Below are 25,225 nucleotides of genomic sequence, written 5' to 3' on the forward strand. Positions count from 1 at the left end.
CCCCCCCCCCCACACCACGCCATGACGGGGTGGTTTCGTGGTCGGTTTGCGCCAGCCGACCTGTTGCAGAATGAATTCGATGAAGGGGTGCAACCGTGTCGTCGAACAGTCTGACTTTCCCCAGCGCCACGGCGCTGTCGCCGGCCATCGTTGCAATGAAGCCAGGAGCGCTTGCGCTCGATGTGCTCTCGGGCATACATCATGGAGTGCGTGCCCCGATCGACGCTGAAGCCTGCACGATCGGCTCTTCGCCGAACTGCGATCTCGTCCTGTCGGATCGGGATATCGCTCAAGAACACCTCCAATTGCGTTTCTACGGCCGCCAGGTGGCGATCAATGCCATCGGCGGCGCCGTCATCGTCGAGGGGCGTCCGGCGCTGCAGCGCGGCTTCGGCTGCCGGGTCAAGCTGCCGGTGACGCTGGTGATTGGCGACGCGAAGCTGCGGATCGCCCGTGATGCCTCCAGCGGTCCGGCGATCAAGCGGTGGCCCTATGCGGCTGTGGTGGTCGTCGCGCTTGCCATGATGCCGATCGTTGCGGTCCAAGCCGGAATTTCCGGTCTCCTCCCGCAAAAACCGGCCCTCCCGAGCGACCGACTGACGGTCGGCTCCGTCCCGGCCGCAACTGCGCCATCGGACGGCGAGATCGTCGGCACGCTTCAGCAGAAAATCGCGGAAGCCGGCCTTAGCAATCTGACGCTTTCGGCCGATGGCCGCCGCATCGACGTGTCGGGACAGGTCCCGCCGGACCGCATGGAGGCGTGGCGCGACGTCCAGCGCTGGTTCGACCGCTCCCATGGCGGGCGCTATGTGCTGACCAGCCTCGTCTCGGCCGCCGCAGTCACCGATGCGCCGAAATTCGTCTTCCAGGCGGTGTTCTTCGGCGACACCCCTTACGTCGTCGATGCCCGCGGCGAGCGCCGCTATCCCGGCGCGGCACTTCAAGACGGCTGGATGCTGAAGTCGATCGAAGATGGCCAGATCCTCGTCGTGCGCGGCGGGCAGGAGTTCAAGCTTACCCTATGACGTGCAGCAGACGTTCAGGAGGTTCGCAATGAACGACACGCTGCGACCTGTCACCATCGACCGGCAGCGCCTCGACCGGGCTCTGGCCGAAGCGGCAAAGCGCTCAGATCCGGTCAGCCGCGCACAGATCGAGGCGTTCGAGAGCGCGCTTCGCGTGCGCCGGCGTGGAAGCCTTGCGCACGGCGCCTCGCTACGCGGCGAGATCGACCACCTGACCATGCCGGAGATCACCGATTCCGGCATTTTCGGCAATGAACGCACGATGAGCCTGCTCGACCACGTCATCACTGCGGTCCTGCCCCGTCTCGATACCAACGAGGACGTCACATCCATCGCCAAGGCCATGCTGGAGGAAGAGATCGACCGCCGGCGTGACCTGCAGGCGCGGATGGACGAGGAAGGCGGTCTCGAATGACCAAGACAGATAAGATCGATGCCGACTCCGCCGAGCTCATGCACGCGCTCGGCTATATCTACATGCGCAGCGGCCAGAAGGGACGCGGCCTCGTCTTCCTGCTGATCGCCAACCGGATCGATCCAGACGATCCTGGTATTTTGCGCACGCTGGCGGCCGCCCTCATCGAAAACGGCGCCGGAGAGCGAGCGCTCGGGGCGCTGGAAAGGCTCGTGGAAATCGACAGCGATCCGTCGGCGCACCTCCTGCGGGCGCGCGCCTTCTGGGTGCTCGACGACAAGCCGCAGGCCTACCGCTCGTTTCGAGACTATCTGCAATTGCGGGGTCCGCAATGACCAGGGTTCTCGGCACGCTCAATGGTCTGGCGCGCGCAGCGTCCTACCGCTCCGACGTGATCGTCGCGAGCTTCATGATGCTCGCCGTCATCATGATGGTCATCCCGCTGCCGACGCTGCTGGTTGACGCGCTGATCGCCGTCAACATGGCCTTCAGCCTGCTGATCCTCGTGGTCGCCTTCTATATCGGCCGGCCGGGCGATTTCTCCTCGCTGCCGCCGATCATCCTCATCGCGACACTGTTCCGGCTGGCGCTGTCGATCACCACGACGCGCCTGATCCTCTTGCATGCGGATGCCGGCGATATCGTCGCGACCTTCGGACGTTTCGTTATCGGCGGTGAGGTCGTGGTCGGCCTCGTGGTCTTCCTCATCATCACCGCCGCGCAGTTCATCGTGATCACCAAGGGCGCCGAACGCGTCGCGGAAGTCGCGGCCCGCTTCACGCTCGATGCGATGCCCGGCAAGCAGATGTCGATCGACAACGATCTGCGCAACGGCGACATCGACCAGGCGGAGGCCCGCGGCCGCCGCTCCCGGCTCGAACGCGAAAGCCAGCTCTACGGCGCCATGGACGGCGCGATGAAGTTCGTGAAGGGCGACGCGATCACCGGCCTGATCATCGTCTTCGTCAACCTCATCGGCGGACTTCTGGTCGGAATGTTCAATCGCGGCATGAGCTTTGGCGACGCGTCGCATACCTATTCGCTTCTCACCGTCGGCGACGGCCTCATCGCCCAAATCCCCGCCCTGTTGATCTCGATCGCCGCCGGCACGGTCGTCACCCGCGTCGCCTCCGATACCGAAACCGATCTCGGCACCGAGATCTTTCGCCAGCTCGGATCGAGCGACAAGGCGCTGGCGCTAGCCGCCGTCATCCTTTTCGGCGCCGGCTTCGTGCCGGGCTTCCCAACGCTGATCTTCCTGGGTCTCGCGGCGCTCTTCGGCGCGCTTGCCTTCATGATCTATCGCCGCCGTCCCAAGCCCGCCGCGGCGCCGGCCACGAGGCCGGAGATCGAAACGATCGAGGCCGACCAAGGTCCGGTCATCGAGCACACGATCATCTCCAGCGGCTCGACTCGCCATCGCGTCGTCGCGCATGTCGGCGTCAACATCGCCGAAGCCGTCTGGCCGGAACGGTTCCGCATCGAGACGGATCTCGTGCGCGATGCGCTGAAGGCGGATCTCGGCCTGGAAATGCCGGCCGTGGAGATGCGTCCCGACCCTACCTTGGTGCCCGACCGCTTCCGCGTCGACCTCGAAGGCGTGCCGATCATCGAGGGCGAAATCCCGAAGGACAGCCTTCTTCTCAACGATGACCCGATGCATCTCGACCTTCTGCAGGTGCCGCGCCGCGATGGTCCAGCCCTCATCAGCGGTCAGCGCACGATCTGGATTGGTAAGGATCACGCCGATGCGCTGGCGGAGGCGGGAATAGGCTTCTACGACCCCGCCGCTACGCTTGCAAAATGCCTGTCGCAGTCGCTGCGCCGCTATGCGGCACATTTCATTGGCATCCAGGAGACGCGGGAACTACTAACCGGGATGGAGGGCGAGTATTCCGAACTCGTCAAGGAAGTCTCGCGTGTCGTGCCGCTGAACAAGCTTTCCGACATTCTGCGCCGCCTGGTGGAAGAGGACGTGCCGGTCGGCAATCTGCGCGCCATCCTCGAAGCCCTGGTCGAATGGGGCGGTCGGGAGGCCGATACGCTGTTGTTGACCGAACGCGTGCGCATCGCCCTTGCTCGCCAGATCTGCCATCGTCACGCGCAGCTCAACCGCGTTCTGGCGGCCTATGTGCTGTCGCGCGCGGCCGAAGAGGGCGTACGAAACGCTATCAAGGTCACCGGCGTTGGCAAGATGCTCGCATTGCCGGAAGAGGCCTCGCGGGCAATGCTTTCCCAGCTGCGACAGGAGCTCGATGACAACGACGAGCGGCAGGCGGCAGTCCTTCTCACCTCACTCGATATCCGCAGGGTGATGCGAAACTATCTCCTGCGCAACGACATCGAGATCCCCGTTCTGTCCTATCAGGAGATTGCACCCGAATATTCCGTGCAATCCCTGATGTCTGTCACAATAAATTCACAAACGCGAAATCGCGCAATTAGATCAACAACAACTGACGAAATAACGGGGAAGGACGCGCCCACTCTCGCAGTCACTTCATCTTGATGCACGCGTCCTTTTCGACAAAGCCATGGGATGAAGGACGAATCATTACTGAACTTCATCCGACCGTCGCGGTATGCATGGGGAGAATACTGACAGAATGATGAGATCGACCATCCTGGCGAAAGGGCCGACCCTCTTTCTGCTTCTCCTTGCCTTTAGCCTTCTTGCACCGCTTGCAAGGGCTCAGTCGTTCAGCGTCGATGCGAAATCCGGTCAGGCGATCATGCTTCCGCTGGGACAGGGGCGTATCCTGCGCTTCGACCAGCCGGTGGAATCGGTCTTCATGGCCGATGCAAAGGTTGCCGACGTGCGTGTCGTCTCACCCGGCGTGGTCTATGTTTTCGCGCTCAAGACCGGCCGCACGAACCTCATCGCGCTCAGTCCCGACGAGACGGCGCGCGGCACGATCGATTTCTGGGTCGTGCCGGATTCGCGGCCGGTGAAGGATGCGCAGCGCGCCGTGCAGCCGAACAGCACGATCGACGTCTCGCTGTTCGGCGAACAGCCCTTCGCCCGCGGCCATGCCACTACGATGCAGGAGGCGATGGACACGTCGAGCGCCATCGAGGCCTACGCCCCGGAAAATCAACCCGCCATCAACGACACCACCGTCTCCGGCGCCAATCAGGTCAATATCCGCGTCCGTTTCGCAGAGGTCTCGCGCAATCAGCTTCTGCGCTACGGCGTCACCTGGGATGCCTTCGTCAGCGCGGGCAATTTCTCATTCGGCTTCGTCTCCGGTGGCAATCTGGGGGCGGATGCGGCAAGGGGAGCCTCCAACGCGCTGAGCGCCGGCGCCGCCTGGAACGGCAACCGCGTCGACGCCCTGCTGGAAGCCCTGCAGGCCAACGGCATCCTGACGGTTCTCGCCGAACCGAACATTACCGCGGTCACCGGTGAGACGGCGAGTTTCCTGGCCGGCGGCGAGATTCCCGTGCCCGTGCCGGTGACCAACGAACAGATCGGCATCGAATACAAGCAATACGGCGTCTCTCTGCTCTTCACGCCGGCCCTTCTGCCGAACGGCCGCATCTCCATGCGCGTCCGCCCCGAGGTCAGCAGCCTGTCGGCAAGCGGCATGGTCAATATCGCCAATCTCCAGGTTCCCGGCCTGCAGGTGCGGCGCGCCGATACGACCGTCGAGGTCGGCAGCGGCCAAACCTTCGCCATCGCAGGCCTCTTCCAGCGCAATGCCTCGCAGGATATCGAAAAAGTGCCGATGCTGGGCGACGTGCCGATCCTCGGCGATCTCTTCAAGTCGAAACGTTTCCAGCGCAACGAGACGGAACTGGTGATCCTGATAACGCCCTATCTCGTCGAACCGGTCGAGGAGCGCAATCTCAAGACGCCGCTCGACAGCCCCGCCGGTGCTCTCTCCGGCCCGACCGCGGCCAAGCGCACCAAGACCAACAAAGGGTTCGGCTTCTATGTCGATTAAATCGTCCACGATCATCGCACCGCGCGCCCTTGCAGGCATTGCCATCAGCCTCGCCGCGCTTGCTCTCGCCGGGTGCCAGAACAGCGTTCAACGCGATCCCCTGCCCTATTCGCCGAACTATCACATGACCGCGGCCACCGGTACGGTCAGCAAAGGTTATGAAAAGCAGGCGGGCCGTCTCGTGCCCGACGCCTGCGTCACGCCGGATGTGGCCGAAGACCCGCTCTATCTGCCGCCTGGATGCGCCAACAACATGAACCTTCAGCTGATGGCGGAGCGCCAGAGCGATCTCGTGCGCGGCCGCAGGACCGGCCCCGCCATGGCCGCTCCGGTGGTACGGGCCGCACGCCACAGCATCGACGGCACCGCTCCTGATCGAGCGCCGGCAGAGCAGCAGAACGTCAGCACGACAGGTCTCGTGAATTGAGGTGCGGATGGACTCAGCTGGACGCAAGCAAGCCGATAGCACGGGCCCGGGCGGCAGGCCCCTTGATCCCGCGGACCTTTCTCGCTTCGGCAAGGAAGGCTCGCTTTTCAGCCTCCGGATAATCCGGAACGGCAACGGCGGCCGCGTCCTTGTCATGTTGACCGAGCGTCAGCACCAGCATCAGATTGCGGAAATGCCGGGCTTCGGCGCGTGGCGACTGCGTGACGGCGCGCAGCGGCGCGACGGCCGCTTCGTTGCGGCCCGACACAGCCTGGGCAAGCCCGAGATTGGACTGGGTGTCGAGATTGCCCGGATCGAGATTGCGCGCCTGCGTGAACGCCGTTTCCGCCCCCTGCCCGTCGCCGGTCAGGATAAGCGCGGTACCGAGGCGATTGTAAGCGGTCGAGGTCTTCACCAGCGGCGCGGCAACGGCCAGCGTGCGCGCGGCACTTTCGACCTGACTGGACTGAAGCTGCGCCGTGCCGAGCCCAAGAAGGGCCTGCCCGTCATTGGGCGAGGCATCGAGCGCGGTTCGGAAGGATTGCGCCGCCTGCTCGGGCTCGCCGGCGGCGATCTGCGCGTCTCCCAAGCGGGAATAGCCGCGGACCTTGTCACTGGAGGCCTTCGCCGCTCGCTCGTAGAGCGAGGCAGCCGTGCTGTGATCGCCGCGCTGTTCGATATCCTGCGCCAGCTTGATGAGGCGCGCTTCCTCGTCCTTCGGACCGCTCTCGGTCTTCTCGCTGGTGGTGGTACAGCCAGCCAGGACAAGTCCGAGCAGAACCAGGGCGTTCAAAGAGTGATGCCGCATTTCATCCCGTCAGTTAGGTCCGCCGTGGTTCTAGCCGCTCAAGTCCGGGCTGACAACACGCGACAGGCGTCTTTCCGAAGGATTGGACCGCAAGCCGCCTGCGAGATCTCCTCACGCAGGAGCCTCGGATGAGCGCGACAAGCGAGGAAAAAAGCCTTCCGGCGTCAGACAAGAAGATCCGCGACGCCAGAGAGAGAGGGCAGGTTTCCAAGAGCCAGGATCTGGTCGCCGGCACGGTCATGTTCGCCTCGATCGGCTATCTCGCTTACGCCCTGGTGGGCGTGCAGGCGAAGATCGAGGAACTCGTGGGCCTCGTCGCCCGTCGGGTTCACGTCGATGCCTTCGCCGAACTGTGGCCAACCGTGCTCGCTCTTGCCGGCTCCATCCTGACGAACCTGGCCGTACCCCTGCTGGCGGTCACGATCGCCGCCATCGTTCTCACCAATCTCGTCGTCATGAGAGGGTTCGTCTTCTCGACGGAGCCGATCACGCCGAATTTCGAACATATCAATCCGGTCTCGGGCGCCAAGCGCATCTTCTCCATGCGCAGCGTCGTGGAATTCTTCAAGGCGCTCTTCAAGGTCGCGGTGCTGGCGACCGCCTTCGTCGTCATCTTCCGCATGGGACTGCAGGCGCTCATCCTGTCGCCCACCTGCGGTGCGCCCTGTCTCGCCAAAGTCTTCAAGGCATTGCTCCAGCCCTTGATCATCACCGCGGTCATCGCCTTCTTCGTCGTCGGAGTGATCGACGTGCTCGTACAGGATTGGCTGTTCAAGCGCGATATGAAGATGACAAAGAGCGAGCAGAAGCGGGAACGACGCGACGCCGAAGGCGATCCGGCGATCCTGCAACAGCGTCGCAAACAACGACGCGAAATGCAGGCATATGCCACCAAGACCGGACTGATGAACGCCTCGCTGCTCGTCGGCGCACCGGACGGCTGGACCGTCGGCATCCGTTATGTCCGCGGCGAGACGCCAGTACCGATGATCGCCTGCCGCGCCAGCCCCACCCAGTCGCGCACGATGATAACCGAGGCGCTGCTGACGGATATTCCGGTGATCCGCGATACCGGCCTCGCCGATGCGATCGCCCGTTCGGCGCGCACCGGAGAGCCAGTGCCGGAGAAAATGTTCCAGCGGGTAGCCGACCTGTTGGTCGCGGCCAAGCTGATATGACCGCAAGAATGCTGGACAGGATGAAGACGATGCCCCGACAGTTTGCCCTATGGCTCCTCCCCTTCACAGCGCTCCTCACCTTTGCAAGCGCTCCGGCCCAAGCCCAGTCATCGAGGGCACGTCCTGCCTTTGACGAGGGCTATATCGACTTTCTGTTTTCGCCGACGCACCCCGGCGTCACCCCTTCGGGGCCGGCCAATCGGGCCGCAGGCGCCGATCGCAGCACGCGGCAACGCGTCGCCTATCAGACGAATGAAAGCGCCGGCACGATCCTGGTCGATACCGCCGCGCGCCGTCTCTATCTCATCGAGCCGGGCGGCTTTGCGCAAAGCTACCAAGTCGGCGTCGGCAAGGAGGGCTATGGCTGGTACGGCAGCGAGCGCATCAGCGCCAAACGCCAATGGCCGGACTGGCGCCCTCCCGCCGACATGCTTGCGCGCCGGCCGGACCTGCCCCGCCACATGGCGGGAGGTCCCGACAATCCGCTTGGTGCACGGGCTCTCTATCTCGGCGAAACCCTTTACCGCATCCATGGCTCCAACGAGCCCGAGACGGTTGGCACCGCGGCATCATCGGGCTGCTTTCGCATGACCAATACCGACGTGATCGATCTCTATGATCGCGTCGGCCTCGGCGCCAAGGTCCGCGTATTTTAGGGACAGCATAAAAAATTCATAAAACTGTAACCCGAGCGCCGGCCCGTTTGCCTATAGTTCCCGCCGTCCAAAGCAGTGTCGACGACTTTTCCTTCAAACAGATCGAGAGAGCGCCATGGCCTACAGGATCGACGTGAATGCCCGGTATCGTTTCGATGAAAGCAATGATACCGCAACGCCAATCCCGCCGGCCCAGGGTGAAGCATTCCGGCGAGACATCGATCTGATAACACGGGAACGGGAAGGCGGCGGTCAGAATGGCCGGAACGACCAACCCGAGCTTGGCGACCGCGTCTTTGTCGTCGAAGCAGGCGACACGCTCGAAAACATCGCGCGGGAAAACTTCGTCGATCCGGCCGAAGCGCTTGCGATCAATGCCGACGAAGCCAACCATAACGGCGATCTCCTTCATCCCGGCGATATCATCATCCTGCCGGCGCCTGAGCCGGAAATCGTCGCCGATACGCCGTCCGATCCCACGGGAGAGCCGGCGGGCGAAGATGAGTTCATCGACTCGCTCTTCGATCGCGGCAATCAGATCGAATATAGCGAACCAGCCGATGGGATTGACGCCACAGCGGAAACGGAGGCGATGAAACAGGACGTCGCCGAATATCTGGCCGCCCTGCCTTCCGAAGCCCGACAGGCCGCGGCGTTGCGCCTGTCGCAGGCCGATTGGGTCGATGCGGGCCCGGCCGGCATGGCCGTTGCCCAGGCGGTGGAAGACGCAGGACTGGAGAGCGATCCGGTCGAAGCCTTCGCATCCGAACTCTATGATCGCGGCAATGCTCTGGAATATGCCGACCCCTCCGCCGCCGTCGATCACAGCCGCGAAACCACCGCGCTTGCTGGCGATATCGAAACCTTCCTTCAGACGCTGCCGGAAAACGAACGCGCCGACGCGCTTCAGAACCTCTATGACCGCGACTGGAGGGATGCCGGGCCGGCCGAGCTTGCGATCGAGCAAGCGGCCACGTCCTCGGGCATCGAACTGAAGAAGACCGGGCACAACGGTCCGGCGGTGGAAGCTCAGACCCGTTCGATCGTCGATCATGCCAAGGCGTCGAGCAGCGATGAGCAAGCGCAGTTCCACGCCTTCGCCGAAAGCTACGGGAATGCCAGCCCCGAGGTGCAGCAGGCGCTGCTTGACACAGGCTATGCCAGCGACTTCATCGGTTCGATGGCCGATTATGCGACCGAACCGCTCGGCGATTTCGATCCCGCCCAGGACCTGCAGGCCAAGCCCTATGAAAGCTTCCTGCGTCTTGACGGCATGACCGAGGGGGTAGCGCCCGAGCTGGCTGCGGAATTGGTCTCGGCGGCCATGCCTGAGATTGAGCGCGCCAACACCCTCTATCAGGAGCAAACCGGCTATCCCATGCTCGGTGTCGGCGGCGTGGAAGCCATGCTGAAGATAGCCGACCGGATAGAGGGCACGCCGCTCGGCGACAGCGTCATCGAACGCTGGGCCGAGATCGGCTTTTATGCGCAGAACGAACTGACGCGCTCCATCGGCGCGGGCGGCAGCCTTCAATATCCGCTGGAACTGTCCGAGAGAAACGGGTCGGACACGACCCTTCTGACCCAGGATATCCTCCCCGGCGTCCAGCAGACCCAGTACGGCGCCAACAGCGCGGTGGATGAATATTCCGCCCATATGGAGGAACTGCGCTGGCTGATCGACAACCACGGCGACACGATGACGCCGGAGCAGCTCAACCAGGCCATCGAGGACTACAAGGCCGAGAAGGGCACTGCGTGGGTCGAGACCGAGGAGCGGCTCGAAGCAGAGGTCGCCAAGCACGGAGAAACGCTGCTCGATCAGCTCACCCAGCTCGGAAACTTCCCGGACCAGCCGGCCGAGCAGAAGGCGCTGATCAACGAGCAGGTCGAAAACATCCTCAACGACGATCGCTCCTATCTGGCGATCCAGACGGCGCTGCGCACGAATCCGGAGCTTCTCGATAGCCCGCAGATGCTGAACTTCCTCGGCAGCCAGGGACGCCTCACCGATCGCGGCCGCAAGCTGGCCGAGGAGGTGTTCACCCAATACGTGCAGCGTGACATCCTGCCGAAATTCACCGATTTCAAACCCGGCGATGCCGCAAGCATGCAGGAAGTCCGCGACAGCCTGGCACAGTTCCGCGATAGCAAGTTCGCCAAGCTCCTCGGCGTGACCGAAGGGGACATGAACAAGGCGATCACCGCGATCGAAGCCTCGCTGCCGACCGCAACCGATACGCCGGAGATGATCCAGAGGAAAATGGAGACGCTGAACAGCGATCTCAACGCACTCGATGGCAATAGGCAAAGCGGAATCCGGACATTCTCGACCTCGACGGTTCCCGGCCAGTTGCTGCGGATGATCGGTGCGGCCGGAAGTGCCGCCAGCCTCTACAATTCCGCTCGTATGGCCGGCACGGAGCCCAACGTCGAAAACATCCTGAAGGCGACTTTTGACGCCGCAGGTCTCTGGCAGCGCTCCGTGGAGATCCGCAGCGGCCTCAACATGATCAATCCGGATTCCTTCGCGGTCCGGCATTTCGACGGCAGCCTGCGCGGCGGCACCAAACTCCTTGGAGCGATCGGCGCCGTCTTCGACGGCGTGAACTCAGTCCAGGCTTTCGCGCAAGGCGATCCGCTGATGGGAGGCATCCATGCCGCAACCGCGGCAGGCGGCGTGACCGCCGCCTTCGGGGCCGGAACGATCGCCGGACCGATCGGCCTCGGCGTGGTCATCCTCGGCGTCGGCGCTTCCATGATCGTTTCCGAGGTTCGCGAAAGCAATAAATACGATAACGAAACCTCGGCGCGTTTCCTCGATCATTCCGATCTCGACACCGATGTCGCCAAAGCACTGGTCGACCAGAGCGGCGACGGCCACAGCCCAGTCCCGCTTCTCGTCGAATATGCCAAGGACAAGGGCTTCGATCTCGACAATCCGGCCCACCAGTCAGCGTTCGCCGACTGGCTGAACAACATGTCCCCGGAACAGTTGGCGACGCTGCGCGATAACCTGCATCATACGATCGACGAGTTCGGCGGCGACGCCACCAAGCTGGAAGCGACCGCTGAGGATGACTACGAATACACGAGCGACATGCTCTATAATCAGGAAGTCGTGACGCCGTACAAGACTATTTTCGGCGAACGGTTCTATGTCGAGGACGGCGATGCCTCGCCGAGTTCCGTAACCCAGATCGATATCGCACTCACCACGCTCGGCATTCCGGAACTGGCGCTGCCCACGGCTTGAATGGGTTTGCCGGTGGCAAAATCCCAGTCCCTACGGCGCTCCTCTTTTGTAATCCGGAAGGTTCCGGGCCTTGACGCCGGCCACCACCTCACTCGCGATCTGCTTCAGGTCTTCGCGGGAGGCGCCGTCGCGTGCCTGGACTGAAAGGCCCTGCAGAATGGTGACGAGGTAGCGTGACAGGGATGCGGCGTGATTCCGATCCAGCCAGGGCTCGAGCTTCAGGGCGATGGTGTCACGCATCATACTTCGGCGCTCCGCCAATTCCCGGGCCAGGGCGGCATGGGCCTCGCCGCACTGGATCATGCCACTCGAAATCATGCAGCCACGTTCTTCGTCGGGATCGGTGACGGCATCGATTGCGCGATCGAGGAGGGTTTCGACCGCTTCGTAAAGATTGGCGGTCTCGCCAAGATTGCTCAGCGCCCTCGGCAGGCCGGAATATCGATCGAGCGCCTCGCGGTAGAGGCCTGCCTTACTGCCGAACGCCGCATAGAGACTCGGCGGCGCGATCCCGATCGCAGCCGTCAGATCGTTCAGTGAGACGCCCTCATATCCATGCCGCCAGAACAGGCGCATGGCGATATCGATCGCATGATCCCTGTCAAAGGTGCGCGGCCCGCCTCGACGTTTCTTCACGAGCTTATCCATAGCGGTCACTAAAGACAACTTGACACCATCAGGCAAGCATTTAGTTTGTAGTGATCACTAAATATAAGGATGAAGGACGTGAACAAACTGATCCTGACGGTGCCGCGGAACGAGCAACATACGGGGCCAGACGCCGGCGGTCCGAGGCGAGGCAGATTCGTCTCGATGATGCGCGCGCTATGGCTGGCCGTTCTGATGATGATGGTGGTGTCCTCGGCCGCGATGGCGGCGCAGAAGGACTATACCGTGAAGTCGCCGGATGGTGTCGATATCGCGGTTCAAGAAGGAGGTAATCCTGCCGGACCACCCATCGTCTTCATCCATGGATTGCTCGGGAGCCATCTCAACTGGGAGAGCCAGTTGAACAGCCCCGATCTTTCGCGTTATCGGCTGATCACCTTTGATCTTCGCGGCCATGGACTTTCTGGAAAGCCACAGGATGCCGAGGCCTATGGCGACGGACGCCGCTGGGCTGACGATCTGCGCGCCGTACTTGAGGCGACGAAGGCCAAACATCCGGTTCTTGTCGGCTGGTCACTGGGCGGAGCAGTCATTTCCAACTATATTGCAGCCTATGACGACGATGAGATCGGCGGCGTGATCTATGTGGGCGGCGTCATCGAACTGAAAGCTGAGCTTATAACGCCGCATCCCGAAGTCTATGCGGGCCTTGCTTCGGACGACCTGAAGGTTCACCTCGATGCAATGCGCGACTTTCTGGCACTGTGCTTTGCGACGCAGCCTGATCAGGCGACGTTCGAGCGGCTGTTGTCCAATGCGGCGATGGCATCATGGATCATGACGCGGACGGTGCCTTCCATGACGGTCTTTGCGGCGGAAGGGCTGCCCAAGATCAAGGCTCCCGTGCTTATGGTCTATGGTGAAAAGGATGCGCTGGTCATGGCGCGCCCGAGCCTTGAGCGTGCGAGGGCACTCAACCCGGCAGTCCGCTCGCGAATCTATACCGATTCCGGACACGCACCATTCCTAGAGGAAACGCAGCGGTTCAACCGCGATCTGGCCGATTTTCGGGAATCGGTTCCGACGCGCTGAAGATGAGGGTGGGAGCGGGCTGGCGGATCGGCAACTCGCCGCCTGCTTCTGTCCTTTGTCCGTGCACCTGAGCCTCAAAGGCGCTGGCTCGTCCTGCAGACCGGATTTCCGGCCGGACTTGAATCAAGCCCGGCCGGAAGGGACACATTACGACAAGCCGTCGCTCGTCTCGGGCCAGGCGTCGTCTGGCACATCCCAAAGGTCGCCGTGCGGCACGCCGTCGATCTCGTATTTCGTCAGATAGTCGCCGAGGAGACTGCCGAAATTGTCCGCCCTGGTCTGTTGCTTGCCTTCCGCGATCAGCCCCGGAAGGAACATGGCAATCGCGCCGACACCTGCGGCCAGCATTCCAAGCCCCCCGGCCAACGGAGCCATGATCGCTCTGAGAGCATTCGAACCAAGAAGGCCTGCACCGCCTTCGACGGCTGAAGCCAAACCGGCCAGCGCCCCGAGAGACCCTGCGGTAATATTGATGCCGCCGGTCACGTCATCGCCCTTGCGGATGGCCTGAACGCCGTCGAAGATGCTGTAGGCTCCCGCCACGACGCCGGCCAAACCGCCGACACCCTTGGCGATATTTTCGACCTTGGCCCAGTTTTTCATCTTGTCATCGATAAAGGCGGACTTTTGCTCATCGGTCATCTTGCCGATCTTCTTGCCCAGATCGCTGCTGGGATGCTTCTCCGCCACGTTATTCAGATAGTCTTTGTAGGCTTTGACGCCGCCTTCGGTGAGCAGCGTTACCGTCATGACCGAACCCGTGGCGATATCGACCTTATTCTTCTCGGTCAGGTTTCCGCCGCTCTGCGCACCCTTGGCGATGGTGACGCCGGCCATGAAGATACCGCTGATGCCATGCAGAACGCCCTTGTCGGCCAGATGTTTGACGTCAGGGTTCAGCCATTCCGACTTGAGTTCGGCCAGCGACTTGGTGCCCTGCCGCAGAACGTCCCAGCTGCCCCTGATGCCGGCCATGATCTGGTCGGCTGTGGCGGTGCTGCCGTTCGGATTGGTCACGAGCTCCGGATTGGACTTGATGATCTCATCGACCATCGACCGGACCTTTTCCTCGTCCAGCTCATCGCCGCCATTGATGCCGAAGGCCGACTTCAGATCGTCGAAGGATCCGTCCTTCATGAGGTTGTCTTGGGCGATCCTGTTGAAGTTGTTGTTCAGTTCCTTGTCGAACTTGCCGGTAAAATCCGGATCCAAAGCCGCGTTGTAGAGGGCGACCTCGGCGCTGTAGGCGCTCACCGCCTCCTCGAAGGTGTTGTCCTTCATAAGTTCCTCGAGCCGTGTTCCGGAAACGAGAGACTTTTCGTAGAAATCCTTGAATTCCTGAGCGTGCTCGGAAGACCCGATCACGTCCCGAATTGCCGCGGGATCCTTGATGCCGAGCACCTCCTGGTAGAGGCTCGCGGACGTGAAGAATTCGGCGAGAGCGGCCTGCTGGTCCGTCTTGCCGTCCTTCGTATTCGTTTCCCAGAGCTTGTTGAGCGACTCACCAGACTTGATCTCGTCATCATAGGTCTTCTGCAGAGCGTCCTTCAGGCCCGGATTGTCTTCGAGCAGTTCGGACATCTGCTTGGCGCTATTCTCGTTGAGATATTTGACCACCTCCGGATCGCTCTCGAGAATGCTGATATGATTGTTGAGATCATTGAGGATTTCGTTCGGATCGGGATGCGTGCGTGCACGGTTGGAAATGGCGACCTTGCCGTAATCATCGCCCCACATGCCCGCCTCGGCGCCCTTGATGACCAATTGCTGGGCCGCCAGCAGTTCCTGTAGCGCGCCCGCCTTCTCTTCAGCGGAATACTTGTCCGGGTTTTCGAAGATATCCTTGTTCAGCTTACTGAGGTCAACATCGCCAACCGCATTCCCATTGGTCACCCCTGACAGGAACGTGATGGCGGACCCGGCATCCTTGGGCGCCTGCGACTTGATCCAGTTCGAGATGTCGTCCTTGCTGACATTGCCGTCCGGCTTGAATTTCAGCGGATCGGCGGCCGTCTCGAGCTTGTCGAACGCGCCTGGTTTCGACCAGAAATTCAGCGCCTCCTTGAAGTCGTCGCTGATCTGCGGGTTCTCATCCATGTATTTCTTCAGGTCGTCAGCCGTCAGCTTGCCGTCGGCACCGACCTTGCCTTTGATCGCGTCGTAGTTCTCACCGATGATGGCGGCGTATTTGGCCAAGGTCTTCGAGGTTTCGTCGGCATCCTTGTTGGTGCTGAGGAAGTCCTTGTAGCTGCCGATGTCTTCCGTCTTCTGCACATCGGGGAGCGATTCGAAGCCGTACTTGCCGAAGTCCTGCAGGCGACCCGCCTCGGTGCCGTGCCGTGCCTCGGCGCTGCTGGTGAAACCGTCGATGCTGGTATTGGAGACATTGTCTCCGGACTGCACCTTGCCCTCCGAGTCGTACATGGTAATGCGATCGAGAACCTGGATGGCGCGATAGGCGGCATCGGCGTCCTTCTCGAAATCGCCGACGCGCTCCTTGAGCATATCCTTGACGCCGCTCTGGTTGCCGAGGTTCTTCAGCAACGGATTGTCGTCTATGATGTCCTGCGCCGAGCGCTTGTCGTCCTCCGGCAGTTCCCACTTGATGCCGGCCTTTTCCGCGGCCTCGCGAGCCTCCTTGTCGTTGCCGACCGTGTCCGGGTTCTCCATCTTGCCCTTGAGATGCGAAAAGCCGTACTTGCCGAAGTCCTGCAGGCGGCCGGCTTCGGTGTTGGGCTTCGCCTCGCCGCTATTGGTGAACCCGTCGACGCTGCCATTGCCGACATCGCCGCCGACGATCTCCTTGCCGTCACCGTCAAACCTCTCGATGTGCTCCAGAACCTGTACCGCCCGGTAGGCGGCATCGGCATCGTTCTCGAAATCGCCGACCCGCTCCCTCAGCATGTCCTTGACATCGCTCTGGTTGCCGAGATTCTTGAGCAGATTGCTGCCGTTGATGATGTCCTCAGCGGAGCGGTCGTCACCCTCCGGACGCTCCCACTGAATGCCGAGTTCCTCGGCCTGCTTGCGCGCCTCCGGGTCCTCGACCGCGGAGGTGATGTCGTTGAGCTCGCCCTTGAGATTGGAAAAGCCGTATTTGCCGAAATCCTGCAGGCGGCCGGCCTCGGTATCATGCCGGGCTTCGTCGCTGCTGGTGAAACCGTCGATGCGGTCATTGCCGATGTCGTTGCTTGCAAGGCGCTCGCCGTCACCGTCGAATGTCTCGATGTGCTCGAGAACCTGCGCGGCGCGATAGGCGGCATCGGCGTCGGTTTCGATATCGCCCCCGACCCTGAGCTCCAGCGATTCCTTCACCCCCGCCTGATTGCCGAGGTTCTTCAGCAGGGGATTGTCGTTGATGATCTCCTCGGCCGATCGATTGTCGCCTGCCGGCCGCTCCCAGCGTATGCCCGCGTCCTGTGCCTGCTTTTTGGCATCCTCCCATGCGCCCACATTATTCGGATCGACGGAATCCGGATCGACTGGGCTCGAAGGCTTGCTCATGACTTTGGACATAGGGGCACCTCTCCTGTCGTGTGACATTCGGTCAGTTTCGATTAAGGATTGCGCTCAGGTTAAACGCCCGTGTGTGTAGTGCATGTGACACGGCGTCATCTTATTGGAAGCGAAGACAGTGAAACGCCGTCCCCATGCTCGGAGCACGAATCCTGCGAGACTAGACAGGCTGACCGCTGGCGGCTAACAGGGATGCTCGGGATCGAGACCCCGGTCCGACCCGCAGACCTGTGCCGAGCTTGCCATCGCCCGCAGATATGGTGGGTGAAGCGCTCAGGGCGCGGAGCGGGTGGACAAAGGCCCACAGCAAACGGATCGTCCATGGCGAAACCCCAGCCTCGCGCAGCTCAAAAGGCAGGCGAAAATGCCCGCGACATAATCTTGGCCGCAGCGCGCGCCGAATTTGCCGAACAGGGCTTCAATGGAGCCCGCGTCGACCGCATCGCGGCACGCTCGGGGCTGAACAAGCAGCTCGTCTATTACTATTTCGGCAGCAAGGACGACCTGTATCGTATCGCACTCGAGGCCGCCTACTCCGAGATCCGCCGGCGTGAGCATGATCTCGATCTGCGATCCCTACCCCCGCAGGATGCCGTTGTCCGCCTGATCGACTTTTCCCTCAACTATCTGGCACAGCACCGCGAGTTCATTCGCATGCTGGCTGACGAGAACGCACTCGGCGGACGCCATGTCAGGGATTCCGAGGCTTTCCGCCGCACCAACTCGCCCTTGATCGAAATGATCGGCGCGACACTGCGTGAGGGTGAGGCGCAGGGCGTCTTCCGCAAGGGCGTCGATCCGCTGGATCTCTATGTCTCGATTGCCGGCATGACCTTTTTCTATTTCGCCAATGGATTGACCATGTCGGCGATCTTCGGACGCGACCTCTCAACCCCCGAGGCGCTTGCCGCCTATCGCAATCATATCGTCACGCTCACCCTCGCAGGGCTGCGCCCCTGAGAAATTCAACCAAATAGTTGAATACCTTCCTGCCTCGGCCTAACCTTGCGCGCAAACTGCCGAAGCGAGGTTGTCATGATCCCTGCCATCGTCACCGACGAATTGTCGGATTCGCCTGAAACAGCTTTCGAGCTGGGTCTCGAATGGGGGGTACGGCATTTCGAGCTGCGCGGCATGCATGACGCTCGCGTGCCGCGACTAATGCCAACGCAGCGCCGGCGCCTCTTACGAGCGATCGATGCCTTCAACGTGCATATCAGCGCCATTTCCCCCGGCCTCTTCAAGATCCCCTTTCCCCTTGAAGGGCCCAAGACCTCGAACCTTGCCTGGATGGACCAGGAATTCCACGACGCTTGGTCAAACGCCGAAGCACTCTTGAACGAACATGTCGAAAGGCTCCTGCCTGAATCGCTGGACTTTGCCGTGGCAGTCGGCGCACAGCATCTGATCGCCTTCAGCTTTCATCGTGGCGGCCAGCCCTCGGGACCGGCCCCTGCACAGGTGGTCGAGGTCCTCGCGCGCGCCGCTGAAATGGCGCGTTCGGCCGGCATGTCGCTCATCATCGAAAACGAGGAAGGCCACTGGGCCAATACCGGCGCGCACTCGGCCGCGCTTATCGCCGCCACGGGCGCTCCCCTGGGGCTCAACTGGGACCCGGCCAATGCCCTGATCGACGGCGACCTACCCTGGCCCGAAGGCTATGGCGCCTGCCGCCATCTGGTGCGCAACGTCCATTTCAAGGATGCTCGCGTCCATCGCGATGGCACATGGGAGTTGCTGGCCCGAGGAGATGTTGACTGGGCGGGGCAGATCCGCGCGCTAAAGGTCGATGACTATCGCGGCTGCGTGGCAATGGAACCGCATCTCTGGCCCTCAGTTACTTCGGTGAGATCCTCTTTGGCGCGCTTCAACGCATTGAAAAAAATGTAATTTTTCGCAAAAATCAAAACGCGCGCCCCGAATTCAACCAAATAGTTGAATTTTGATTGCAGTACGGCTACTGTCATCGCAAGGGAAAAGGAGGGGTCGATCTTGCGCCACACAGTTGCAAACGATGCAGGCTTTGCGGAAGCCAGTCTGCCGGTCCGCTTCGGCACGGTGGCCGATCTCGAAGAGTTCATGACCCGTCCGACGCCGGCGCTCGTGCGGGATTTGGCTTCGATCGACGGCGACATCATCATCCTTGGCGTGGCGGGCAAAATGGGTCCGACGCTGGCGCGCATGGCCAAGCGCGCCGCGCCGGAAAAGAGGGTGATCGGCGTGGCGCGCTTCAGCGAGGCCGGGCTGCAGGAACAGCTCGAATCCTGGGGGATCGAGACCGTCAAGGCCGATCTTTTGAACGAGGCCGAAGTGAACGCGCTGCCCCAGGCGCGCAACGTGATCTTCATGGCCGGGATGAAATTCGGAGCGTCCGGCAATCAGGCGCTGACCTGGGCAATGAACACCCATTGTCCGGCCCTGGTGGCAAATGCCTATCGCAATTCGCGCATCGTCGCCTTCTCCACCGGCAACGTCTATCCGCTGGTGGATGTGCTGCAGCAGGGCGCGCTGGAGACCACACCGGCAGAGCCACGTGGCGAATATGCCATGTCCTGCCTTGGTCGCGAGCGGATATTCGAACATTTCTCCCGCGTTCATGGCACGCCGGGGCGGCTTTTTAGGCTGAACTACGCGATCGATCTGCGCTACGGCGTGCTCTACGATCTCGCCAGCAGGATCAAGGCGGGAACGCAGATCGATCTGTCGCTCATGGGCCATGTCAATGTGATCTGGCAAGGCGACGCCAACGCGCAGGCCCTGCGCTGCCTTGCCCACTGCACCGATGTGACCACCCCCATCAATATCTCCGGGCCCGAGACGCTTTCGGTGCGTTGGCTGGCGCAGGAATTGGCCGCACGCCTTGAGGTCGAGCCGCGACTTGTCGGATCCGAGGCTACCACCGCCTGGCTCACCAATACCGCGCAGGCGAATGCATTGTTCGGCTATCCGATCGTACCCCTCGGTGCGATGCTCGACTGGACGGCCGACTGGGTGGCCCGCGGCGAAATCGCCTATAACAAGCCCACGAAATTCGAGGCCCGCAGCGGCGCGTTCTGAGCCGGCTGTCGTCATGAATGCGCCCACGTTCCTTCTGCCCCGACCGGAGTTCGGATCATGATCGGAAAAGCCCCTCCCGCCATTCAGCAAGCCGCAATCGATCTTCTGAGCGCAGGCACGGTAATTCCAGCACATCCGCTGGCGCTGACCGCAGAGCGGCAGCTTGACGAGCGCCGCCAGCGTGCACTGACGCGCTATTATATCGATGCAGGCGCCGGCGGTCTGGCGGTTGGCGTGCACACAACCCAATTCGCAATCCGCGAGGTCGGGCTCTACGACCGGGTGCTGTCGCTCGCGGCCGAAACTGCCGCTCAATGGACCGACCGCCAGCTTGCCATGGTCGCGGGCCTTGCCGGACCTACGGCACAGGCGGTGAATGAAGCAAAGTCCGCGGTTTCCATGGGCTATAATGCGGGGCTTCTCAGCCTTGCCGCACTCAAGGGCCAATCCGAGGACGCGCTCATCGCGCATTGCGAGGCGGTCGCCGAGCAAATCCCGCTGGTGGGCTTCTACCTGCAGCCAGCCGTGGGCGGCCTGCATCTGGATGCGGGTTTCTGGGCACGTTTCGCCGCCATCCCGAGTGTCGTCGCGATCAAAGTCGCACCGTTCAACCGCTACCGCACCATAGACGTGGTGCGCGGCATCGTGGCAGCCGGAGCGGAGGATCGCATCACTCTTTATACCGGTAACGACGACCATATCGTGCTCGATCTGGTCACCCCCTTCACCGTTATGCGCGACGGACGGCCGGTGACGCTGCGCTTCAGGGGCGGCCTTCTTGGCCACTGGTCGGTCTGGACGAGGAACGCGGTGAAGATTTTCGAGCGCTGCCGGTCCGAGGCTGCGAACGGCGCCGTTTCCGCCGAGCTTCTGGGCCTGGATGCCCGGGTGACGGATTGCAACAGCGCCTTCTTTGACGTGGCGAACGACTTCCACGGCTGCATCGCCGGCTGTCACGAGATCCTGCGCCGCCAAGGCCTGCTCGAAGGCATCTGGTGTCTCGACCCCGCGGAAGGCCTCTCGCCCGGTCAGGCCGAAGAACTCACCCGCGTGAGCCGCCTGCACGCCGATCTGGCCGACGACGATTTCGTGCGTGCAAATCTCTCCCGCTGGCTGGACTGATCCGATGGCGAACCTGCGCGACAAGCTCCTTAACCTGATGCCCGCCATCTTCCTTTTCGTGGCGATCCTCGCGCTGTGGCAGGCGGCCGTCAGTTGGGGTGGGCTCAAGCCCTATCTGCTTCCTAGCCCTAAATCGGTCACGCAGGCCATGTTCGATCCTTCGATCAATTGGTGGGTACATATCTGGGCGACCGGTCTTGCCATCCTGGGCGCGTTCGTGCTGGCGGCCGGAAGCGGCATTGTGCTGGGCACGATGATCGCCTGGTCGCCGGTGATCTCTCGCGCACTGATGCCGTTTCTCGTCTTCCTCAACACGTTGCCCAAGGTCGCCATCGCGCCGCTGTTCCTGATCTGGGTCGGCTACGGCATCTTTCCCAACATCCTAATGGGAGCGCTGATCGGCTTCTTCCCGGTCGTCATCAACACCGCGGTCGGCCTTTCCCAAATCGATCACGACATGGTGGATCTGGGCCGCGTTTTCAGTGCACCGAAGTGGAAGGTCTTCGCCAAGATCCGTATTCCGAATGCCTACCCCTATATCCTCTCGGCGCTCAAGGTCACCGCGACCTCGGCTGTCGTCGGCGCCATCGTGGGCGAGTTCGTGGCCTCTCAGACTGGCCTCGGCTACGTCATCGTCACCAGCCAGAGCAGCATGAACACCGCGTTGGCCTTTGCCTCACTCATCTACATCTCCATCATCGGCCTTCTGCTGTTTGCAGCGGTTGGCCTGATGTCGCGCTACCTCGCGCCCTGGGCGGAGGGAACCGAAGCCTGATCACGTCACCATCCAATAACAGTCAACTGGGAGACACAAGGGATGAAGACAGCATTGATGACTACGGCAGCCATGGTTGCGGCGCTTGCGGCAGCCCCGGCATCCGCGAACGAGAAATTCACCTTCGCGCTGAACTGGTTCCCCGTTGGCGACCACGCCGCCTATTGGGTCGCCAAGGAAAAGGGCTATTTCGCCGAAAAGGGCCTCGACGTCGTTCTCGAAAACTCCAAGGGTTCGGGCGACTCGATCGCCAAGGTCGACACCGGTCGGGCAGATGCCGGGTTGGCCGACGCGGCGGTCGTCATCGGTTCACGGGCGCGGGGCACGACGGTCAAGGTCGTGGGGATTATCTTCGACCGCACGCCGATGAACTTCTTCTCCAAGACGTCGGCGCCGATAACCGAGCCTTCGCAGCTTTCCGGCAAGACCGTCGGCGCCCCTCCCGGCGACAGCCAGCGCTTGATGTGGCCGGCGTTCGCCCGCGCCAACAAGCTCGATCCGAATATCATTACTTGGGTCAATATCGAGCCCTCGGCCAAATACGCCGCTCTCGCCGAAGGCCGCGCCGATGCCGTTTCGGACTACACCACCGGCCGGCCGCTCGCGGAAAAGGCCGTGGGCAAAGGCAATGCCGTTTCGCTGAACTGGGCTGATTACGGCTTTCAGCTTTACGCCATGTCGATCATGACCAGCGAAGCCACCATCAAAGAACGGCCGGAGGTCCTGCGCAATTTTCTCGCGGCCGCCTACAAGGGCTGGCAGGATGCAATGAAGGATCCCGACGGGGCGATGGAGATCTACAAGAAGGCCGTCCCCGAAATCGATGTCGCCGCCCTGCGCGAGAACATGGGCCTCGGGTTCGAGCTGATGAGAACGCAGACCTTCAAGGATCACGGCATCGGCGCCATCGACAAGGGCAAGATGTGCGCATCGGTCGATCTGGTGAACACCTATATGGAGCTTCCGACCAAGGTGGAATGCGCTGACGTCTACGACGCCACCTTCCTGAGCAAGATCGAGCTTCCGCTCGACGTGAAATGATCCTCTGACGACAGGCGGAACGCGTGGAAAACCTTTCCATCCATCTCGATCGGGTCTCGATGATCTATGGCACCGCCTCGGGTCCGGTCGAGGCGCTGCGCGACATCAATCTTTCGGTCCGGCAGGGAGAGTTCATCTCCCTCGTCGGGCCGTCGGGCTGCGGAAAATCCACCCTTCTGCGGGTTGTGGCGGGCTTGCGTGAACGCAGCGGAGGTACCGTCACCGTCGATGGGCAAAGGGTGATCCGCCCCATCTCCAATGTAGGGATGGTGTTTCAGGCGGCGGTTCTGTTGAAATGGCGCACGATCCTCGACAATGTGTTGCTTCCGGCGGAACTTGCCGGTCTCAACCCCCGCAAATACCGTGATCGTGCGATGGATCTTCTCGAGCTCACCGGTCTTAAGGATTTCGCGAACAAGCTCCCACGCGAGCTTTCAGGCGGCATGCAGCAGCGTGCGGCGATCTGCCGGGGCCTGCTGCTCGATCCCGAGCTTCTCCTGATGGACGAACCTTTCGGCGCGCTCGATGCGATGACCCGTGACGAGATGAACCTCGAGCTCCTGCGGATCTGGGGAGAATCCTCCGACACCCGCAAGACCGTCCTTTTCGTGACCCACTCGATCCCAGAAGCCGTGTTCCTTTCCGACCGCGTGGTGATCATGTCACCGCGTCCGGGGCGCATCGACACGATCCTTGATATCGATCTGCCACGCCCCCGTACGGTCGAAAGCCGCGCCACAACCGCATTCGGGACACTGTCGCTGAACATTTATGACATTCTAACCGGTCGCCAGGGTAGCGATACGAGGTTCGTGCCCGCATGACAGCGCCGCGGCTGAAGGTCGTCGACGTTGCCTGTTTCGAGCGTCCCTACCGGCTGCGGATTCCCTTTCGCTTCGGCGTCAAGACCACGACAAGCGGTCGTCAGGCCATTGTACGGATCCGCATCCGGCTGGATGACGGGCGCGAGGCGACCGGCTGGTCGGCCGAGGCTTTGAGCGCCAAGTGGTTCGACAAGAACCTTGCGCTTACCGACGATCAGAACCACCATCAGCTGCGCCGCTCCCTCGAGCTTGCGATAGAGGCCTATCGCGCATCAGGCCGGCAGACGGCATATGGACTGTTCGAAGAAAATTATGGGCCGCTGACCGCCGCCTGCGCGGAGCAAGCGCTCAATCCGCTGATCGCGAGCTTCGGCATGGCGATGATCGACTGCGCCGTACTCGACGCCCTGTGCCGAGCCGAGGCGGTCGGTTTCTGTCGCGCGATGTCGGCCAATCTTGCCGGCCTGCGGTCAGGCCCCCTGGTGCCCGAACTTTCCGGGTTCGACCTCGATGCTTTTCTCGCCTCGCTGCGGCCTGCCTCGACCATCGCGATCCGCCACACGGTGGGCCTTGTCGACCCGCTGATTGCGGCCGATCAGGACAGCCGTGTGAACGACGGCCTGCCCGAAACGCTCTCGGAGGTCATCGCCACCTATGGCTGCCGTTATTACAAGATCAAGATTGGCGGCGATCCGGAAGCTGATCTCGACCGCCTGTGCCGGATCGCAGCACTTCTGGATGCGAGCGACAGCGACTATCGCGTCACCCTCGATGGCAACGAGCAATTCGCCGACGGTGACGGTATCGCAGCCTTTTTGACCCGTCTCCGTGCGAACCCCATTCTCAGCCGCTTTGCCCAGACAATCCTGTGCCTTGAGCAGCCGATTCGCCGTGACCGCGCCCTGGAGGAGCCGGTTAGCAACCTTGCTGCCCACGTGCCGGTCATCATCGACGAATCCGACGGTGCACTCGACGCTTTCCCGCGCGCCCGGTCGCTCGGCTACACAGGCGTTTCATCGAAGGTCTGCAAGGGTCTTTACAAATCCATCCTGAACGCGGCGCGTGTTGAGGTGTGGAACAGCCAGGAGCTTCGACGCTATTTTCTTTCGGCCGAAGACCTGACCTGCGAGCCAGGCATTGCCCTGCAGCAGGACCTCACCCTGGTCAGCTGGCTGGGGCTTTCGCATGTCGAGAAAAACGCGCATCACTTCATCGACGGGTTCGGCGACCGTCCAAAGACCGAGACCGAGGCGTTCCTTGCCGCCCATCCCGACCTCTACTACCGGCAGGATGGACGCGTGCGCCTGCGTCTGACCCGGGGCGAAGTCCATATCGGCTCGCTTTCCGCTCCGGGCTTTGGAACAGCGCTGTCTCCCGATGTGACGGCACTCGAACCCATGCCCCGCGCCATCTGGCGTGAACCTTCGTCGCCACTACGTCGGCGAAAGCAGCGGTAGGACAATGGCAAACGCGATGA

21 protein-coding genes are annotated in these 25,225 nt (G+C 62.0%); 18 read left to right on the plus strand and 3 right to left on the minus strand.

What is annotated here, in order from left to right; all coding sequences use genetic code 11:
• The first annotated feature begins 95 nt into the window (after positions 1 to 95).
• The 6 genes from ACE04I_RS16910 (at position 96) to ACE04I_RS16935 (ending at position 5,814) form a co-directional block, all read left to right on the plus strand.
• Positions 96 to 1,025, plus strand: coding sequence for a SctD/MshK family protein (locus tag ACE04I_RS16910; protein ID WP_487207329.1), 930 nt, complete (start codon positions 96 to 98; stop codon positions 1,023 to 1,025).
• Between the two features lie 28 nt (positions 1,026 to 1,053).
• On the plus strand, positions 1,054 to 1,440 hold the full coding sequence (locus tag ACE04I_RS16915) for a hypothetical protein (protein WP_487207330.1): 387 nt from the start codon (positions 1,054 to 1,056) through the stop codon (positions 1,438 to 1,440).
• Positions 1,437 to 1,775, plus strand: coding sequence for a type III secretion apparatus assembly chaperone SctY (sctY, locus tag ACE04I_RS16920; RefSeq protein WP_046797292.1), 339 nt, complete (start codon positions 1,437 to 1,439; stop codon positions 1,773 to 1,775). The genes ACE04I_RS16915 and sctY overlap by 4 nt, the downstream gene beginning before the upstream one ends.
• Complete coding sequence (sctV, locus tag ACE04I_RS16925; RefSeq protein WP_487207331.1) at positions 1,772 to 3,949, plus strand: type III secretion system export apparatus subunit SctV; 2,178 nt, start codon at positions 1,772 to 1,774, stop codon at positions 3,947 to 3,949. Before sctY ends, sctV begins: the two co-directional genes overlap by 4 nt.
• A 97-nt stretch (positions 3,950 to 4,046) precedes the next feature.
• Positions 4,047 to 5,387 carry a type II and III secretion system protein family protein gene (locus ACE04I_RS16930; protein ID WP_245282204.1) on the plus strand — a complete coding sequence of 447 codons (1,341 nt, stop codon included), beginning with the start codon at positions 4,047 to 4,049 and terminating at the stop codon, positions 5,385 to 5,387.
• A complete protein-coding gene (locus tag ACE04I_RS16935) occupies positions 5,377 to 5,814 on the plus strand; it encodes a hypothetical protein (protein WP_487207332.1) in 438 nt (145 codons plus the stop codon). Before ACE04I_RS16930 ends, ACE04I_RS16935 begins: the two co-directional genes overlap by 11 nt.
• 13 nt (positions 5,815 to 5,827) lie before the next feature.
• On the opposite strand, the gene ACE04I_RS16940 is transcribed toward ACE04I_RS16935, so the two are convergent.
• Positions 5,828 to 6,607, minus strand: a complete 780-nt coding sequence (locus ACE04I_RS16940; protein ID WP_487207333.1) for a tetratricopeptide repeat protein — start codon at positions 6,605 to 6,607, stop codon at positions 5,828 to 5,830.
• 143 nt (positions 6,608 to 6,750) lie between these two features.
• On the opposite strand from ACE04I_RS16940, the gene ACE04I_RS16945 reads away from it, so the two are divergent.
• From ACE04I_RS16945 to ACE04I_RS16955, 3 genes are all read left to right on the plus strand, one after another.
• Positions 6,751 to 7,800, plus strand: a complete 1,050-nt coding sequence (locus ACE04I_RS16945) for an EscU/YscU/HrcU family type III secretion system export apparatus switch protein (protein ID WP_487207334.1) — start codon at positions 6,751 to 6,753, stop codon at positions 7,798 to 7,800.
• Positions 7,801 to 7,829: 29 nt separating this feature from the next.
• A complete protein-coding gene (locus tag ACE04I_RS16950) occupies positions 7,830 to 8,456 on the plus strand; it encodes a L,D-transpeptidase (RefSeq protein WP_487207335.1) in 627 nt (208 codons plus the stop codon).
• 115 nt (positions 8,457 to 8,571) lie between these two features.
• Positions 8,572 to 11,712 (plus strand): LysM peptidoglycan-binding domain-containing protein, encoded by a 3,141-nt coding sequence (locus tag ACE04I_RS16955; protein WP_487207336.1) that lies wholly within the window; start codon positions 8,572 to 8,574, stop codon positions 11,710 to 11,712.
• 30 nt (positions 11,713 to 11,742) lie between these two features.
• Here the strand turns inward: ACE04I_RS16955 and ACE04I_RS16960 are convergent, their stop codons facing one another.
• A complete protein-coding gene (locus tag ACE04I_RS16960) occupies positions 11,743 to 12,360 on the minus strand; it encodes a TetR/AcrR family transcriptional regulator (protein WP_487207337.1) in 618 nt (205 codons plus the stop codon).
• 78 nt (positions 12,361 to 12,438) lie between these two features.
• Between ACE04I_RS16960 and ACE04I_RS16965 the strand changes: the two genes are divergently transcribed.
• Positions 12,439 to 13,413 carry an alpha/beta fold hydrolase gene (locus tag ACE04I_RS16965; protein ID WP_487207338.1) on the plus strand — a complete coding sequence of 325 codons (975 nt, stop codon included), beginning with the start codon at positions 12,439 to 12,441 and terminating at the stop codon, positions 13,411 to 13,413.
• Between the two features lie 147 nt (positions 13,414 to 13,560).
• On the opposite strand, the gene ACE04I_RS16970 is transcribed toward ACE04I_RS16965, so the two are convergent.
• Complete coding sequence (locus ACE04I_RS16970; protein WP_487207339.1) at positions 13,561 to 16,929, minus strand: type III effector HrpK domain-containing protein; 3,369 nt, start codon at positions 16,927 to 16,929, stop codon at positions 13,561 to 13,563.
• 321 nt (positions 16,930 to 17,250) lie between these two features.
• On the opposite strand from ACE04I_RS16970, the gene ACE04I_RS16975 reads away from it, so the two are divergent.
• From ACE04I_RS16975 to ACE04I_RS17010, 8 genes are all read left to right on the plus strand, one after another.
• Positions 17,251 to 17,889 carry a TetR/AcrR family transcriptional regulator gene (locus tag ACE04I_RS16975; protein WP_046797285.1) on the plus strand — a complete coding sequence of 213 codons (639 nt, stop codon included), beginning with the start codon at positions 17,251 to 17,253 and terminating at the stop codon, positions 17,887 to 17,889.
• 75 nt (positions 17,890 to 17,964) lie between these two features.
• Positions 17,965 to 18,819: a sugar phosphate isomerase/epimerase family protein gene (locus tag ACE04I_RS16980; RefSeq protein ID WP_487207340.1), complete on the plus strand. Its 855-nt coding sequence runs from the start codon at positions 17,965 to 17,967 to the stop codon at positions 18,817 to 18,819.
• Positions 18,820 to 18,921: 102 nt separating this feature from the next.
• A complete protein-coding gene (locus ACE04I_RS16985; protein WP_487207341.1) occupies positions 18,922 to 19,986 on the plus strand; it encodes an NAD-dependent epimerase/dehydratase family protein in 1,065 nt (354 codons plus the stop codon).
• Positions 19,987 to 20,043: 57 nt separating this feature from the next.
• The gene (locus tag ACE04I_RS16990; protein ID WP_487207342.1) at positions 20,044 to 21,108 is read left to right on the plus strand and encodes a dihydrodipicolinate synthase family protein; all 1,065 of its coding nucleotides are present in this window, start codon (positions 20,044 to 20,046) and stop codon (positions 21,106 to 21,108) included.
• A gap of 4 nt (positions 21,109 to 21,112) precedes the next feature.
• On the plus strand, positions 21,113 to 21,883 hold the full coding sequence (locus ACE04I_RS16995; RefSeq protein ID WP_046797283.1) for an ABC transporter permease: 771 nt from the start codon (positions 21,113 to 21,115) through the stop codon (positions 21,881 to 21,883).
• A 42-nt stretch (positions 21,884 to 21,925) separates the two neighbouring features.
• On the plus strand, positions 21,926 to 22,924 hold the full coding sequence (locus ACE04I_RS17000) for an ABC transporter substrate-binding protein (RefSeq protein WP_245282199.1): 999 nt from the start codon (positions 21,926 to 21,928) through the stop codon (positions 22,922 to 22,924).
• 23 nt (positions 22,925 to 22,947) lie between these two features.
• Positions 22,948 to 23,748 (plus strand): ABC transporter ATP-binding protein, encoded by an 801-nt coding sequence (locus tag ACE04I_RS17005; protein WP_487207343.1) that lies wholly within the window; start codon positions 22,948 to 22,950, stop codon positions 23,746 to 23,748.
• Entirely contained in the window at positions 23,745 to 25,205 is a 1,461-nt protein-coding gene (locus ACE04I_RS17010; RefSeq protein ID WP_487207344.1) for an enolase C-terminal domain-like protein, read from the plus strand. Before ACE04I_RS17005 ends, ACE04I_RS17010 begins: the two co-directional genes overlap by 4 nt.
• Positions 25,206 to 25,225 lie beyond the last annotated feature (20 nt).

The sequence above is a fragment of the Rhizobium moroccans genome (genome assembly GCF_057559155.1).

Excerpts from the sequence above, each read along its gene's own strand:
- ACE04I_RS16915 (WP_487207330.1), top strand. The coding sequence starts at position 1,054 with ATGAACGACACGCTGCGACCTGTCACCATCGACCGGCAGCGCCTCGAC.
- sctY (WP_046797292.1), top strand. The coding sequence starts at position 1,437 with ATGACCAAGACAGATAAGATCGATGCCGACTCCGCCGAGCTCATGCAC.
- sctV (WP_487207331.1), top strand. The coding sequence starts at position 1,772 with ATGACCAGGGTTCTCGGCACGCTCAATGGTCTGGCGCGCGCAGCGTCC.
- ACE04I_RS16930 (WP_245282204.1), top strand. The coding sequence starts at position 4,047 with ATGATGAGATCGACCATCCTGGCGAAAGGGCCGACCCTCTTTCTGCTT.
- ACE04I_RS16935 (WP_487207332.1), top strand. The coding sequence starts at position 5,377 with ATGTCGATTAAATCGTCCACGATCATCGCACCGCGCGCCCTTGCAGGC.
- ACE04I_RS16945 (WP_487207334.1), top strand. The coding sequence starts at position 6,751 with ATGAGCGCGACAAGCGAGGAAAAAAGCCTTCCGGCGTCAGACAAGAAG.
- ACE04I_RS16950 (WP_487207335.1), top strand. The coding sequence starts at position 7,830 with ATGCCCCGACAGTTTGCCCTATGGCTCCTCCCCTTCACAGCGCTCCTC.
- ACE04I_RS16955 (WP_487207336.1), top strand. The coding sequence starts at position 8,572 with ATGGCCTACAGGATCGACGTGAATGCCCGGTATCGTTTCGATGAAAGC.
- ACE04I_RS16960 (WP_487207337.1), bottom strand. The coding sequence starts at position 12,360 with ATGGATAAGCTCGTGAAGAAACGTCGAGGCGGGCCGCGCACCTTTGAC.
- ACE04I_RS16970 (WP_487207339.1), bottom strand. The coding sequence starts at position 16,929 with ATGTCCAAAGTCATGAGCAAGCCTTCGAGCCCAGTCGATCCGGATTCC.
- ACE04I_RS16975 (WP_046797285.1), top strand. The coding sequence starts at position 17,251 with ATGGCGAAACCCCAGCCTCGCGCAGCTCAAAAGGCAGGCGAAAATGCC.
- ACE04I_RS16980 (WP_487207340.1), top strand. The coding sequence starts at position 17,965 with ATGATCCCTGCCATCGTCACCGACGAATTGTCGGATTCGCCTGAAACA.
- ACE04I_RS16990 (WP_487207342.1), top strand. The coding sequence starts at position 20,044 with ATGATCGGAAAAGCCCCTCCCGCCATTCAGCAAGCCGCAATCGATCTT.
- ACE04I_RS16995 (WP_046797283.1), top strand. The coding sequence starts at position 21,113 with ATGGCGAACCTGCGCGACAAGCTCCTTAACCTGATGCCCGCCATCTTC.
- ACE04I_RS17000 (WP_245282199.1), top strand. The coding sequence starts at position 21,926 with ATGAAGACAGCATTGATGACTACGGCAGCCATGGTTGCGGCGCTTGCG.
- ACE04I_RS17010 (WP_487207344.1), top strand. The coding sequence starts at position 23,745 with ATGACAGCGCCGCGGCTGAAGGTCGTCGACGTTGCCTGTTTCGAGCGT.